Origin of the sequence: Paraburkholderia sp. BR13439, assembly GCF_040948805.1 — a bacterium.
GTDB classification, from domain to species: Bacteria; Pseudomonadota; Gammaproteobacteria; order Burkholderiales; family Burkholderiaceae; genus Paraburkholderia; species Paraburkholderia youngii.
Window position 1 is genome coordinate 395,963 of the sequence record NZ_JBFPKN010000006.1, and the last position, 14,994, is coordinate 410,956.

At 61.3% G+C, this 14,994-nt stretch carries 14 protein-coding genes; all 14 read left to right on the forward strand.

Annotation, left to right across the window (positions count from 1 at the left end; all coding sequences use genetic code 11):
- Positions 1-25 precede the first annotated feature (25 nt).
- Positions 26-505 (forward strand): NADH-quinone oxidoreductase subunit B family protein, encoded by a 480-nt coding sequence (locus tag AB3X96_RS15390; RefSeq protein ID WP_006052903.1) that lies wholly within the window; start codon positions 26-28, stop codon positions 503-505.
- A gap of 20 nt (positions 506-525) precedes the next feature.
- Positions 526-1,128, forward strand: a complete 603-nt coding sequence (locus tag AB3X96_RS15395; RefSeq protein ID WP_368590370.1) for an NADH-quinone oxidoreductase subunit C — start codon at positions 526-528, stop codon at positions 1,126-1,128.
- A 9-nt stretch (positions 1,129-1,137) separates the two neighbouring features.
- Entirely contained in the window at positions 1,138-2,391 is a 1,254-nt protein-coding gene (locus AB3X96_RS15400; RefSeq protein WP_176121309.1) for an NADH-quinone oxidoreductase subunit D, read from the forward strand.
- A gap of 133 nt (positions 2,392-2,524) precedes the next feature.
- Positions 2,525-3,010 (forward strand): NADH-quinone oxidoreductase subunit NuoE, encoded by a 486-nt coding sequence (nuoE, locus tag AB3X96_RS15405; RefSeq protein ID WP_013088938.1) that lies wholly within the window; start codon positions 2,525-2,527, stop codon positions 3,008-3,010.
- Positions 3,007-4,335, forward strand: a complete 1,329-nt coding sequence (gene nuoF, locus AB3X96_RS15410; RefSeq protein WP_368590371.1) for an NADH-quinone oxidoreductase subunit NuoF — start codon at positions 3,007-3,009, stop codon at positions 4,333-4,335. The genes nuoE and nuoF overlap by 4 nt, the downstream gene beginning before the upstream one ends.
- Positions 4,336-4,463: 128 nt before the next feature.
- Positions 4,464-6,797 (forward strand): NADH-quinone oxidoreductase subunit NuoG, encoded by a 2,334-nt coding sequence (gene nuoG / locus AB3X96_RS15415; protein ID WP_368590372.1) that lies wholly within the window; start codon positions 4,464-4,466, stop codon positions 6,795-6,797.
- The gene (gene nuoH, locus AB3X96_RS15420) at positions 6,798-7,862 is read left to right on the forward strand and encodes an NADH-quinone oxidoreductase subunit NuoH (RefSeq protein WP_176121312.1); all 1,065 of its coding nucleotides are present in this window, start codon (positions 6,798-6,800) and stop codon (positions 7,860-7,862) included. It begins immediately after the preceding gene.
- Positions 7,863-7,877: 15 nt separating this feature from the next.
- Positions 7,878-8,366, forward strand: a complete 489-nt coding sequence (nuoI, locus tag AB3X96_RS15425; protein WP_013088942.1) for an NADH-quinone oxidoreductase subunit NuoI — start codon at positions 7,878-7,880, stop codon at positions 8,364-8,366.
- Between the two features lie 192 nt (positions 8,367-8,558).
- Positions 8,559-9,251 (forward strand): NADH-quinone oxidoreductase subunit J, encoded by a 693-nt coding sequence (locus tag AB3X96_RS15430; RefSeq protein WP_176109120.1) that lies wholly within the window; start codon positions 8,559-8,561, stop codon positions 9,249-9,251.
- Between the two features lie 20 nt (positions 9,252-9,271).
- Positions 9,272-9,577 (forward strand): NADH-quinone oxidoreductase subunit NuoK, encoded by a 306-nt coding sequence (gene nuoK / locus AB3X96_RS15435; protein ID WP_368590373.1) that lies wholly within the window; start codon positions 9,272-9,274, stop codon positions 9,575-9,577.
- Between the two features lie 17 nt (positions 9,578-9,594).
- The gene (gene nuoL / locus AB3X96_RS15440; protein WP_176109118.1) at positions 9,595-11,661 is read left to right on the forward strand and encodes an NADH-quinone oxidoreductase subunit L; all 2,067 of its coding nucleotides are present in this window, start codon (positions 9,595-9,597) and stop codon (positions 11,659-11,661) included.
- A gap of 14 nt (positions 11,662-11,675) precedes the next feature.
- A complete protein-coding gene (locus tag AB3X96_RS15445) occupies positions 11,676-13,166 on the forward strand; it encodes an NADH-quinone oxidoreductase subunit M (protein ID WP_368590374.1) in 1,491 nt (496 codons plus the stop codon).
- A gap of 24 nt (positions 13,167-13,190) precedes the next feature.
- Positions 13,191-14,663, forward strand: a complete 1,473-nt coding sequence (gene nuoN / locus AB3X96_RS15450; RefSeq protein WP_368590375.1) for an NADH-quinone oxidoreductase subunit NuoN — start codon at positions 13,191-13,193, stop codon at positions 14,661-14,663.
- Entirely contained in the window at positions 14,663-14,959 is a 297-nt protein-coding gene (locus AB3X96_RS15455; protein ID WP_368590376.1) for a DUF2818 family protein, read from the forward strand. Before nuoN ends, AB3X96_RS15455 begins: the two co-directional genes overlap by 1 nt.
- The last annotated feature ends 35 nt before the right edge of the window (positions 14,960-14,994 follow it).

Sequence of the window (14,994 nt, forward strand, 5' to 3'; positions counted from 1 at the left end):
CCGCCCCGTCTGGAGTGGAAAGCAAATGAGTATCGAAGGGGTCTTGAAAGAAGGGTTTGTCACCACTACGGCAGACAAACTGATCAACTGGACGCGCACCGGCTCGCTGTGGCCGATGACGTTCGGTCTCGCATGCTGCGCGGTCGAGATGATGCATGCGGGCGCCGCCCGTTATGACCTCGACCGTTTCGGTGTCGTGTTCCGTCCGAGTCCGCGTCAGTCGGATGTGATGATCGTCGCCGGTACGCTGTGCAACAAGATGGCGCCCGCTCTGCGCAAGGTCTACGACCAGATGGCGGAGCCGCGTTGGGTGATCTCGATGGGCTCGTGCGCGAACGGTGGCGGCTATTACCACTACTCTTACTCGGTGGTGCGCGGCTGCGACCGGATTGTCCCGGTCGACGTGTACGTGCCGGGTTGTCCGCCCACCGCGGAAGCGCTGGTGTACGGCGTGATCCAGCTGCAAGCCAAGATTCGCCGCACCAACACCATCGCCCGTCAATAAGGCCAAAGCCTCCCCACAATATGGCAAGCAAACTCGAGACCCTGAAAGCGAACCTCGAGGCGGCCTTTGGCGGCCTCCTGACGAGCGTGACCGAGTCGGTCGGTGAATTGACGATCGTCGTCAAGGCTGGCGACTACCTCAATGTGACAAAGCGCCTGCGCGACGACCGCTCGCTCGGTTTCGAGCAGTGTGTCGACCTGTGCGGCGTCGATTACCAGACCTATGCTGAAGGCGCTTACGACGGCCCGCGTTTTGCAGCAGTGCTGCATCTGCTGTCGGTGCAGAACAACTGGCGTCTGCGTCTGCGCGTATTCGCGCCGGACGACGACATGCCGATCCTGCCGTCCGTCGTCGATATCTGGAATTCGGTCAACTGGTACGAGCGCGAAGCGTTCGACCTGTACGGCATCGTCTTCGAAGGTCACCCGGACCTGCGCCGCATTTTGACCGACTACGGTTTCATCGGTCATCCGTTCCGCAAGGATTTCCCTGTCTCCGGCTACGTCGAGATGCGTTACGACCCGGAAGAGAAGCGCGTCGTCTATCAGCCGGTGACGATCGAGCCGCGGGAAATCACGCCGCGCGTGATCCGCGAGGATCGCTATGGCGGTCTGAAACACTAAGAGAACGTCATGGCAGAGATCAAGAACTACACGCTCAACTTCGGTCCGCAGCACCCGGCAGCGCACGGTGTGTTGCGTCTCGTGCTCGAACTCGACGGTGAAGTGATTCAGCGCGCCGATCCGCACATCGGTCTACTGCATCGCGCGACTGAAAAGCTCGCCGAAAGCAAGACGTTTATCCAGTCCGTGCCGTACATGGACCGTCTCGACTACGTGTCGATGATGGCCAACGAGCACGGCTACGTGCTTGCCATCGAAAAGTTGCTCGGCATCGACGTGCCACTGCGCGCGCAATACATTCGCGTACTGTTCGACGAAATCACGCGCGTGTTGAATCACCTGATGTGGATCGGCGCGCACGCGCTCGACGTCGGTGCGATGGCGGTGTTCCTGTATGCGTTCCGCGAGCGCGAAGACCTGATGGACGTGTACGAAGCGGTGTCCGGCGCACGGATGCACGCGGCCTACTACCGTCCGGGTGGCGTCTACCGCGATCTGCCTGACGCAATGCCGCAATACAAGGCGTCGAAGATTCGCAATGCGAAGGCGTTGTCGAAGATGAACGAGAACCGTCAGGGTTCGCTGCTCGACTTCATCGACGACTTCTTCACCCGTTTCCCGAAGTGCGTGGACGAATACGAAACGCTGCTCACCGACAACCGGATCTGGAAGCAGCGTCTGGTCGGCATCGGTGTGGTCAGCCCGGAGCGCGCGCTGCAACTCGGCATGACCGGCGCGATGCTGCGTGGCTCGGGCGTCGAGTGGGACCTGCGCAAGAAGCAACCGTATGAAGTTTATGACAAGCTCGACTTCGACATTCCGGTCGGCGTGAATGGCGATTGCTACGACCGCTATCTGGTACGCGTCGAAGAAATGCGTCAATCGTGCCGGATCGCGAAACAGTGCATTGAGTGGCTGCGTAAAAATCCCGGCCCTGTGATGACGGACAATCACAAGGTGGCGCCGCCGTCGCGCGTCGGCATGAAGTCGAACATGGAAGATCTGATCCATCACTTCAAGCTGTTCACCGAAGGATTCCACGTGCCGGAAGGCGAGGCGTACGCCGCAGTCGAACATCCGAAGGGCGAGTTCGGCATCTATCTGATCTCGGACGGCGCCAACAAGCCATACCGTCTGAAGATCCGCGCGCCGGGCTATGCACACCTGTCCTCGCTTGACGAAATGGCCCGCGGCCACATGATCGCCGATGCCGTGACGATCATCGGCACGCAGGACATCGTGTTCGGCGAAGTGGATCGCTAGGACGTATTCATCGACGCGCGTCCGCGGGCATCGCACCGCCACGCGCGTCAAGCAAAGGAACGCCGGGTCTGTCGCAGTCTCACGTGAGCGACAGGTTTTCGTTCGGTAGGAATTGAAAGAGTCGTGTCTGAAAATGATCTCAGCTGAAGGCCTGAAAGAAATCGATCGCGCGGTCGCCAAGTACCCCGCCGATCAGAAACAGTCCGCCGTGATGTCGGCGTTGGCCACTGCTCAAACCGAGCATGGCTGGCTGTCGCCCGAACTGATGCAGTTCGTCGCGGATTATCTCGGCATGCCGGCAATCGCCGTGCAGGAGGTCGCGACCTTCTACACGATGTACGAGACCTCGCCGGTCGGCAAATTCAAGATCACGCTCTGTACGAACTTGCCGTGCCAGCTCGGCCCGGACGGTGGTTCGGAAAGCGCCGCTGAATACCTGAAGCAGAAGCTCGGCATCGACTTCGGCGAAACCACGCCCGATGGCAAATTCACGCTCAAAGAGGGTGAGTGCATGGGTTCGTGCGGCGACGCGCCGGTGATGCTGGTGAACAACCAACGCATGTGCAGCTTCATGAGCCGCGAGAAGATCGACCAGCTGCTCGAGGAACTTTCGAAATGACGTCTTTACACGATCGTCACATCAAACCGCTGATTCTCGCCGGCCTGAACGGCGACAACTGGCATCTCGAAGATTACGTGGCGCGCGGCGGTTACGCCCAGCTGCGCGGCATCCTGGAAGAAAAGATCGCACCCGAGCAGGTGATCGCCGACGTCAAGGCGTCGGGACTTCGCGGCCGCGGCGGCGCGGGCTTCCCGACCGGTCTGAAGTGGAGCTTCATGCCGCGTCAGTTCCCGGGCCAGAAGTACCTCGTCTGTAATTCGGACGAGGGCGAACCGGGCACGTTCAAAGACCGCGACATCCTGCGCTTCAATCCGCATTCGCTGATCGAAGGTATGGCGATCGGCGCGTACGCGATGGGCATCACGGTCGGCTACAACTACATTCACGGCGAAATCTGGGAAGTCTATAAGCGTTTCGAAGAAGCGCTGGAAGAAGCTCGCCGCGCCGGATTCCTCGGCGACAACATCATGGGCTCGGGCTTCTCGTTCCAGCTGCATGCGCACCACGGTTACGGCGCGTATATCTGCGGCGAGGAAACCGCGCTGCTCGAATCGCTCGAGGGCAAGAAGGGGCAGCCGCGCTTCAAACCGCCGTTCCCGGCGAGCTTTGGCGTGTACGGCAAGCCCACCACCATCAACAACACCGAGACGTTCGCGGCGGTGCCGTTCCTGCTCGCCATCGGACCGCAGAATTACCTTGAAATCGGCAAGCCGAACAACGGCGGCACGAAGATATTCTCGGTGTCGGGCGACGTCGAGCGTCCGGGTAACTACGAAATTCCGCTCGGCACGCCGTTCGCGACGCTGATGGAACTCGCCGGCGGCATGCGCGGCGGCAAGAAGATCAAGGCCGTGATTCCTGGCGGTTCATCGGCGCCGGTGATTCCGGGCGAGATGATGATGCAGACCGACATGGATTACGACTCGATCGCGAAGGCTGGCTCGATGCTCGGCTCGGGCGCGGTGATCGTGATGGACGAGACGCGCTGCATGGTTCGCTCGCTGCTGCGCCTGTCGTACTTCTACTACGAAGAGTCGTGCGGTCAATGCACGCCTTGCCGTGAAGGCACGGGCTGGCTGTATCGCGTCGTACATCGTATCGAGCATGGTCTCGGCCGCCAGGAAGATCTGGATCTGCTGAACTCGGTCGCGGAAAACATCATGGGCCGCACGATCTGCGCGCTCGGCGACGCGGCAGCCATGCCGGTTCGGGGCATGCTCAAGCACTACTGGGACGAATTCGAATATCACGTCGCCCACAAGCATTGCCTCGTCGGCGGCCATGCCGGCACGGCGGCGGCGCCCGAAACAGTGGCAGCCTGAGTCGGGCCGACAGATTTGGCTGACGAATAACTACCAGACGAACACCTCAACCGCAGGATTCATCGCCCGAAGCGGGCGATGAACAGGCGAACGATTGAGCGGTAACAGGTTAAGGAAGATTGACCATCATGGTTGAACTGGAAATAGACGGCAAGAAAGTCGAGGTGCCTGAAGGCAGCATGGTGATCCAGGCTGCGCATAAGGTCGACACCTACATTCCTCACTTCTGCTATCACAAGAAGCTGTCGATTGCGGCCAACTGCCGGATGTGTCTGGTCGATGTCGAGAAGATGCCGAAGGCCGTGCCTGCGTGTGCGACCCCGGTGTCGGCCGGCATGATCGTGCGCACCAAGTCGGACAAGGCGGTGAAAGGCCAGCAAGCTGTGATGGAATTCCTGCTGATCAACCATCCGCTCGACTGTCCGATCTGCGACCAGGGCGGCGAGTGCCAGTTGCAGGATCTGGCCGTCGGTTACGGCAAGTCGTCGTCGCGCTATAGCGAAGAAAAGCGCGTGGTGTTCCACAAGAACGTGGGCCCGCTGATCTCGATGGAAGAGATGTCGCGCTGCATTCACTGCACGCGTTGCGTCCGCTTCGGCCAGGAAATCGCCGGCGTGATGGAACTCGGCATGCTTGGCCGCGGCGAGCATTCGGAAATCACGTCGTTCGTCGGCAAGACGGTCGACTCGGAACTGTCGGGCAACATGATCGACCTGTGCCCGGTCGGCGCGCTCACCAGCAAGCCGTTCCGCTACAGCGCCCGTACCTGGGAGTTGTCGCGCCGCAAGTCGGTGAGCCCGCACGATTCCGTTGGCGCGAACCTCATCGTGCAGGTGAAGAACAATCGCGTGATGCGCGTTCTGCCGTTCGAAAACGAAGCGATCAACGAGTGCTGGATTTCGGACAAGGACCGCTTCTCGTACGAAGGTCTCAACAGCCCCGAGCGTCTGACCAAGCCGATGCTCAAGCAGGGCGGCCAGTGGGTCGAAACCGACTGGCAAACCGCGCTCGATTATGTGGTCAAGGGCCTGAAGGGCATCGCGGGCGACCACGGCGCGAACGCGCTTGCGGCGTTGTCGAGCGCGCACAGCACAATCGAAGAACTGTTCCTGCTGAAGCAGATTGCGCAAGCGGTCGGCACGCCGAACGTCGACTTCCGTCTGCGTCAGTCGGACTTCTCGGCCCCCGTTACCGGCGCGCCGTGGCTCGGCGGCACGATCGCCGATCTGTCGAACGTCGATGCGGCGCTCGTGATCGGCTCGGATCTGCGTCGTGATCATCCGCTGTTCGCCGCGCGTCTGCGCCAGGTCGCACGCGGTGGTTCGGCGCTCACGTTGATCCAGGCCACCAACGACGACGCGATGATCCCGCAGGCGCACCGTGTGGTCGCCGCACCGTCGGCATGGCTCGAGGCGTTGGCAGGGATCGCTGGCGCGGTGGGCGAAGCGAAGGGCGTCGCACTGCCGGAAGCATTCGCGGGCACGCAGCCGACGGACGCGCACAAGCAGATCGCGAAATCGCTGACCAACGGCGCACTGCGCGTCGTGTTGCTCGGCAACGACGCGGTCCGTCATACGGACTTCGCGGCGATCCACGCCGCGGCGCAATGGATTGCCGAAGCGACCGGCGCCACGCTCGGTTTCCTGACCGAAGCGGCCAACACGGTCGGCGCGCACCTCGTGAACGCGCTGCCGGGCGAAGGCGGTCTGAATGCACGCGAAGTGTTCGAGCAACCGCGCAAGGGCTATCTGCTTTTGAATCTCGAGCCGGAATTCGACACGGCCAATCCGGCTCAAGCGCTTGCCGCGCTGAAGCAGGCCGAGATGGTCGTCGTGATGTCGCCGTTCCAGACCGGCGCCGACTATGCCGACGTGCTGTTGCCGATTGCACCGTTCACCGAAACGGGCGGCTCGTTCGTCAACGCGGAAGGCACGGTGCAGGCTTTCAACGGCGTCGTGCGTCCGCTCGGCGACACGCGTCCGGCGTGGAAGGTGTTGCGCGTGCTGGGCAGCCTGCTCGGCGCGCCGGGCTTCGAATACGACACGGTCGAAGAAGTGCGCACAGCGGCGCTCGGCGACGGTGACCTCAGTTCGAGGCTGTCGAACCGTACCGGCGTCGCGGTGACGCGCGGCCAGGCCGTGAAGGCGGCGGAAGGCAAGTTCGAGCGTCTCGCGAACGTGCCGATCTATCACGCCGACGCGCTGGTGCGTCGCGCGGAGTCGCTGCATCTGACCGCGGCGGCCCGTACGGCGAATTCGGTCGGCCTGCCGGCTGCGCTGTTCGACAAACTGGGTTTGAAAGAGGGCGACGCGGTGCGCGTTCGTCAGGGCGAGCAAGCGGTGCAGTTGCCGGCCGTGCGCGACGCGAATCTTGCGGAGACGGTCGTCCGCGTATCGGCGGCTACGCCTGCCGGTGCAGCGCTGGGCAGCCTGTTCGGTGAACTGGTGGTGGAGAAGGCGTAAATGAGCTTGTTCGATACGATCAACTCGGGCGGCGCCCAGCTTCTCGGTGTGGCATGGCCTACGGTGTGGGCGCTCGTGCGCATCCTGGTGGTGGCCGTCGTGATCCTGCTGTGCGTCGCTTACCTGATCCTGTGGGAGCGTAAGCTGATCGGCTGGATGCACGTGCGTCTCGGTCCGAACCGCGTCGGCCCCGGCGGCCTGTTGCAGCCGATCGCCGACGTGCTGAAGCTTCTACTCAAGGAAGTGATCCAGCCTGCCCAGGCGAGCCGCTGGATCTACGTCATCGCGCCGATCATGGTGGTGGTGCCGGCGTTCGCGGTGTGGGCGGTGATTCCGTTCCAGGCGGGCGCGGTGCTCGGCGACATCAACGCGGGTCTGCTGTACGCGATGGCGATCTCGTCGATCGGCGTGTATGGCGTGATTCTGGCCGGCTGGGCGTCGAACTCGAAATATGCGTTCCTCGGCGCGATGCGCGCCGCCGCGCAGATGGTCTCGTACGAAATCTCGATGGGCTTCGCGCTGGTGGTCGTGCTGATGACGGCCGGTACGCTGAATCTGTCGGGCATCGTCGGCTCGCAGGAGCAGGGCTTCTTCGCCTCGCACGGCCTGAATTTCCTGTCGTGGAACTGGCTACCGCTGCTGCCGATGTTCGTCGTGTACTTCATCTCGGGCATCGCCGAAACGAACCGTCACCCGTTCGACGTGGTGGAAGGCGAATCGGAAATCGTCGCGGGTCACATGATCGATTACTCGGGCATGGCGTTCGCGCTGTTCTTCCTCGCCGAGTACATCAACATGATCGTGATCTCGGCATTGGCTGCAACACTGTTCCTTGGGGGCTGGAGCGCTCCGTTCGGGTTCCTGTCGTTCATCCCGGGCATCTTCTGGCTCGTCCTCAAGGTTTTCCTGCTGTTGTCGGTGTTCATCTGGGCGCGTGCCACGTTCCCGCGCTACCGCTATGACCAGATCATGCGTCTAGGCTGGAAGGTCTTCATTCCGGTCTGCGTGGTGTGGCTCGTGGTGGTCGGCTTCTGGATCATGTCGCCGTTGAACATCTGGAAATAAAGGGCGGACGAACCCATGACCGCAATCCAAAACTTCTTCAAGACTTTCTTCCTCACGGAACTGCTGAAAGGCCTCGCGCTGACCGGACGCTACACGTTCCAGCGCAAGGTCACCGTGCAGTTCCCGGAAGAAAAGACCCCGATCTCGCCGCGTTTCCGCGGTCTGCATGCGCTGCGCCGGTATGAAAACGGCGAGGAGCGCTGCATCGCGTGCAAGCTGTGCGAAGCGGTGTGCCCGGCGCTCGCGATCACGATCGAATCGGAAACGCGCGCGGACAACACGCGCCGCACGACGCGCTACGACATCGACCTGACCAAGTGCATCTTCTGCGGTTTCTGCGAAGAGAGCTGCCCGGTCGACTCGATCGTCGAGACGCACATTCTCGAGTATCACGGCGAGAAGCGCGGCGACCTGTACTTCACGAAGGAAATGCTGCTGGCCGTTGGCGACCGCTACGAAGCACAAATCGCCGCCAACAAGGCAGCCGACGCACCGTATCGTTGAAGCGCTTTCCCGCTGATGCAGTAAATGCGGCAGTAAAAGCATTAACACGGCCTGTTGTCGGGCCGACCGCCGCGGCCTGAACGCCGCGGCACGGCGCACCTGTGTGGAGGTACTGGCGGTTTGCTCCGCTTTTGCCAACCACGCGTGCCAAAGAACAATGCCTGACGATGGCCTAACGATGAACCGGTAATCATGGAATTCACGACCGTACTGTTCTACATCTTCGCGCTGCTCCTCGTGGTTTCAGGGCTGAAGGTGATCACCTCCCGCAATCCAGTGGCGTGCGCACTGTATCTGGTGCTGGCGTTCTTCAACGCAGCCGCGATCTGGATGCTGCTCGAGGCGGAGTTCCTCGCGATCCTGCTGGTGCTGGTCTACGTCGGCGCGGTGATGGTGCTGTTCCTGTTCGTCGTGATGATGCTGGACATCAATCTCGACGTGCTGCGCAAGGACTTCAAACGCTTCGTGCCGATGGCATCGGCAGTGGGCGCGATCATCGTGATCGAAACCGCACTGATTCTGTGGCACGGCTACGGCGCGACGGCTACCGCACTGCACGACACGGCCTCGGCCGCCGCCGGTATGGGCGACTGGTCGAACACGCGCCTGATCGGCAAGGTCATCTACACCAACTACATCTTCGCGTTTGAAATCGCCGGCCTGATTCTGTTGGTCGCCATCATCGCGGCGATCGCGCTGACCACGAGCCACAAGAAGGACAGCAAGCGTCAGAACGTCAGCGCGCAGGTCAAGGTGCGTGCCCAGGACCGCGTGCGTGTCGTGAAGATGCCGTCGGAGAAAACCGCGGCGACCATCGCGGCGGAACAAGCGGCTGCCGCGGCAGCCGCAGCAGCAGCCGACTCGGCAGCAGCCAAGAACAGCTGAGCGGACAGGAGATAGAAATCATGTTGACCCTTGCCCATTACCTTGTCCTCGGCGCGATCCTGTTTGCGATCAGCATCGTCGGCATTTTCCTGAACCGCCGCAACGTCATCATCATCCTGATGGCGATCGAACTGATGCTGCTCGCGGTGAACACCAATTTCGTCGCGTTCTCGCACTATCTGGGCGACGTGCACGGCCAGGTTTTCGTCTTCTTCGTGCTGACGGTTGCTGCAGCCGAATCGGCGATCGGTCTCGCAATTCTGGTGACCCTGTTCCGTAGTCTCGACACGATCAATGTCGAGGATCTCGATCAGCTCAAAGGTTAATTTCAGGAAAAGCGGTTATGTCCACGATACTCAATGAAAACCTGCTGTTGGCAATTCCGCTGGCACCGCTCGCCGGTTCCCTGGTTGCAGGGCTGTTCGGCAAGGCGATAGGGCGGGCGGGTGCGCATTCTGTCACGATCCTCGGCGTCGCGATTTCGTTCATCCTGTCGGTCATGGTCTTCTTCCAGGTGATGGACGGCGCGAGCTTCAACGCGACCGTTTATCAATGGATGTCGATCGGCAAGACGCAGCTCGAAGTCGGCTTCCTGGTCGACTCGCTGACCGCGATGATGATCGTCGTGGTCAACTTCGTGTCGCTGATGGTGCACATCTACACGATCGGCTACATGGCCGACGACGACGGCTACCAGCGCTTCTTCTCGTACATCTCGCTGTTCACGTTCTCGATGCTGATGCTCGTGATGAGCAACAACTTCCTGCAGCTGTTCTTCGGCTGGGAAGCGGTGGGTCTCGTTTCGTACCTGCTGATCGGCTTCTACTTCAAGCGTGAGAGCGCGATCTACGCGAACATGAAGGCGTTCATCGTGAACCGCGTCGGCGACTTCGGTTTCCTGCTCGGCATCGGTCTGCTGTTCGCGTTCGCCGGTTCGATGAACTACGGCGAAGTCTTCGCAAAGCGTACCGAACTCGCGGCGCTGAACTTCCCGGGTACCGACTGGGGCTTGCTGACGGTGGCCTGCATTTGCCTGTTCATCGGCGCGATGGGTAAGTCGGCGCAGTTCCCTCTGCACGTGTGGCTGCCGGACTCGATGGAAGGTCCGACGCCGATCTCCGCGCTGATTCACGCTGCGACCATGGTGACGGCCGGTATCTTCATGGTTACGCGCATGTCGCCGCTGTTCGAACTGTCCGATACGGCGCTGTCGTTCGTCATGGTCATTGGTGCGATTACCGCGCTGTTCATGGGCTTTCTCGGCATCGTCCAGAACGACATCAAGCGTGTGGTCGCTTATTCCACGCTGTCGCAGCTCGGTTACATGACGGTCGCGCTCGGCGCGTCGGCTTACTCGGTCGCCGTGTTCCACCTGATGACGCACGCGTTCTTCAAGGCGCTGCTGTTCCTCGGCGCGGGTTCGGTGATCATCGGCATGCATCACGATCAGGACATGCGCAACATGGGCGGCCTGCGCAAGTACATGCCGATTACGTGGATCACGTCGCTGATCGGTTCGCTCGCGCTGATCGGCACGCCGTTCTTCTCGGGCTTCTACTCGAAAGACTCGATCATCGACGCGGTGAAGCTGTCGCATCTGCCGGGCTCGGGTTTCGCGTACTTCGCAGTGGTCGCAAGCGTGTTCGTGACCGCGTTGTATTCGTTCCGCATGTATTTCATGGTGTTCCACGGCGAGGAGCGCTTCCGCAATCCGAAGCACCCGGAATCGCCGATGGGCGCAGAAGCCGCGTCGCATGCAAATGGCGCGCACGGCCACGACGACCATGGCCATGGTCACGGCGACCACGCTCACGAACCGCACGAAACGCCGTGGGTCGTGTGGGTGCCGCTCGTGCTGCTGGCGATTCCGTCGATCGTGATCGGAGCGATCGGCGTCGGTCCGATGCTGTTCGGCGACTTCTTCCAGCACGGCGTCGCGTTCGACAAGGTGATCTACATCAGCGAGAACCATCCGGCGCTGCATGAGATGGCCGAAGAATTCCAGGGCTGGGCGTCGATGGGTCTGCACTCGGTGTCGGGCCTGCCGGTGTGGCTCGCGCTCGCAGGCGTGGTGGTCGCATGGTTCCTGTATCTGGTCCGTCCGGATCTGCCCGCTGTCATCAAGCGCGCGTTCGGCCCGATCTACACGTTGCTCGATAACAAGTACTACATGGACAAGATCAACGAAGTCGTGTTTGCGCGGGGCGCTGTGGCCATTGGCCGTGGTTTGTGGAAGGAAGGCGACGTGGTCGTGATCGACGGCATCGTGAACGGCAGCGCACGCTTTATCGGGTGGTTCGCTAGCGTGATCCGCTTCCTCCAATCCGGTTATATCTACCACTACGCGTTCGCCATGATCATCGGCATGCTGGGGCTCCTGACCCTGTTTGTAACGCTCGGCGGCAAATAAGGCGAGAGACACTCATGCACGCTTATCCGATTCTCAGCATCGCGATCTGGTTGCCGATCTTCTTCGGTCTGCTGGTCCTCGCGATCGGCAACGACGAGAACCCCGCTCCCGCACGCTGGATCTCGCTGATCGGCTCGGTCCTGAGCTTCCTCGTCACGCTGCCGCTGATCACCAGCTTCGATTCGAGCACCGCCGACCTGCAGTTCGTCGAGCAGGCGGACTGGATCCAGCGCTTCCACATCATGTATCACCTCGGCGTGGACGGCATTTCGATGTGGTTCGTCTCGTTGACCGCGTTGATCACGGTGATCGTCGTGATCGCAGCGTGGGAAGTGATCACGAAGAACGTCGGCCAGTACCTCGCGGCCTTTCTGATCCTGTCGGGCATCATGGTCGGCGTGTTCAGCGCGGCCGACGGCATGCTGTTCTACGTGTTCTTCGAAGCGACGCTGATCCCGATGTACATCATTATCGGCGTGTGGGGCGGGGCGAACCGTGTGTACGCGGCGTTCAAGTTCTTCCTGTACACGCTGGCGGGCTCGCTGCTGATGCTGGTTGCGCTGATCTATCTGTACAACGAGACCGGCTCGTTCGACATTGCCACGTGGCAGCACGCGCAGATCGCGATGACGCCGCAGGTGCTACTGTTTATCGCGTTCTTCCTGGCCTTCGCGGTGAAGGTGCCGATGTGGCCGGTGCACACGTGGTTGCCGGACGCGCACGTGGAAGCGCCGACCGGCGGCTCGGTCGTGCTGGCCGCGATCATGCTGAAGCTCGGTGCGTACGGTTTCCTGCGCTTCTCGCTGCCGATCACGCCTGATGCGAGCCATTTCCTCGCACCGGTCATCATTACGCTGTCACTGATCGCCGTCATCTACATCGGTCTCGTTGCGATGGTGCAGGCCGACATGAAGAAGCTGGTCGCGTATTCGTCGATTGCGCACATGGGCTTTGTCACGCTCGGCTTCTTTATCTTCAATCAGCTCGGCGCGGAAGGCGCGATCGTGCAGATGATCTCGCATGGCTTCGTGTCGGGCGCAATGTTCCTGTGCATCGGCGTGCTGTATGACCGCATGCACTCGCGTCAGATCGCCGATTACGGCGGCGTCGTCAACGTGATGCCGAAGTTCGCGGCGTTCGTGATGCTGTTCGCGATGGCGAATTGCGGCTTGCCGGGCACTTCCGGTTTCGTCGGCGAATTCATGGTGATTCTGGCCTCCGTCCAGTACAACTTCTGGATCGCGAGTGGCGCGGCAGTCACGCTGATTCTCGGCGCGGCCTACACGCTGTGGATGTACAAGCGCGTGTACTTCGGCGCGGTCGCGAACGACCACGTGAAGAACCTGCTCGACATCGACCGTCGCGAATTTTTCATGCTGGCAGTGCTCGCCGCACTGACGCTGTTCATGGGCCTGTATCCGAAGCCCTTTACCGATGTGATGCACGTATCCGTGGAAAACCTCCTCTCCCACGTTGCGCAATCGAAGCTGCCGTTGCCTCAGTAACGACGAGCGGAGGAATTTAAGACCATGCAAAACGCCCCTATGACTGCTCTGTTGCCTGACGCATTGGTGATGTTCGCCATTGTCATCGCGTGGCTCAACGACACGTTCGTCGGCCCGGAGGGTCGCCGTACCACGTATTTCATCGCGTTCTTCTCGACGCTCGTCGCCGGGATCTGGTTCGCGGTGAATGCGTTCGACCCGCAAGTGCATTACTTCTTCGATCACATGTACGTGGTCGATCCGTTCGCCAACGTGATGAAGGCGGTGGTGTCGCTCGGCTACGCGGTGACGATCGTTTATTCGCGTCGCTACCTCGAAGACCGTAGCCTGTTCCGCGGCGACTTCTTCCTGCTCGGCATGTTCTCGCTGCTCGGCCAGATCGTGATGATCTCGGGCAACAACTTCCTGACGCTGTATCTCGGTCTGGAACTGATGTCGCTGTCGCTGTACGCGGTGATCGCGCTGCGTCGCGAAGTGGCGTCGTCGAACGAAGCGGCGATGAAGTACTACGTGCTCGGCGCGCTGGCTTCCGGTTTCCTGCTGTACGGTGTTTCGATGCTGTATGGCGCGACCGGCTCGCTGGACCTGAACGAAGTTTTCAAGGCGATCAGCACGAGCCACTACGATCCGACCGTGCTGCTGTTCGGCGTGATCTTCATCGTGGCGGGCGTGGCGTTCAAGATGGGCGCGGTGCCGTTCCATATGTGGGTGCCCGACGTGTACCAGGGCGCACCGACGGCGATGACGCTCATCGTCGGTGGCGGTCCGAAGGTCGCGGCGTTCGCGTGGGGTCTGCGTTTCCTCGTGATGGGCCTGCTGCCGCTGGCGGTCGAATGGCAACAGATGCTGGTGATTCTGGCGGCGCTGTCGCTGATCGTCGGCAACATCACCGGCATCGTGCAGCGCAACGTCAAGCGGATGCTCGCGTATTCGGCGATCTCGAACATGGGCTTCGTGCTGCTCGGCCTGCTCGCCGGCGTGGTCGATCAGAAGACCACGGGCGCTGCGGGCGCGTACGGCTCGGCGATGTTCTACAGCATCGTCTACCTGATCACGACGCTCGGTACCTTTGGCGTCATCATGCTGCTCGCGCGGCGCGACTTCGAAGCGGACACGCTGGAGGACTTCAAGGGCCTCAATCAGCGCAGCGCGGTATTCGCGTTCGTGATGATGATCATGATGTTCTCGCTCGCGGGTATTCCGCCGGCAGTCGGCTTCTACGCGAAGCTCGCCGTGCTGCAAGCGACGATGAACGCCGGCCTGACCTGGCTTACCGTGCTCGCGGTGATCACGTCGCTGTTCGGCGCGTTCTACTACCTGCGTATCGTCAAGCTGATGTACTTCGACGAGCCGCAAGACAAGTCGGCGATCGTGGCGGACACGAGCACGCGCGCGTTGCTCGCGTTGAACGGAGTCGCCGTGCTGGTGCTCGGTATCGTGCCGGATCCGCTGTTGCGCGCCTGCCTGCAGGCGATCCAGCACACGCTGTTGCTCTGATGTCCGCTGCGGGCTGGTTTATCGTGCTGTTGGCGCTAATCGGCGCCAACCTGCCGTTCCTGAATCAGCGCCTCTTCGCCGCGGTGCCGTTGAAAGCGGCGAAGAAAAGCGCCTGGCTCCGGATTGCCGAATTGATCGTGCTGTATTTCGTGGTCGGCGCGCTGGGCTTTCTGCTCGAAGCGCGCGCGGGAAATCGCTTCGAGCAGGGCTGGCAGTTCTATGCGATCACGTTTGCTCTGTTCGTCGTGTTCGCTTTTCCCGGCTTTACCTTCCAATATCTCGTCAAACGCCGCTGACGGCGTCCCGCCGTCGCGCGCGCCTGGCTGCTCTG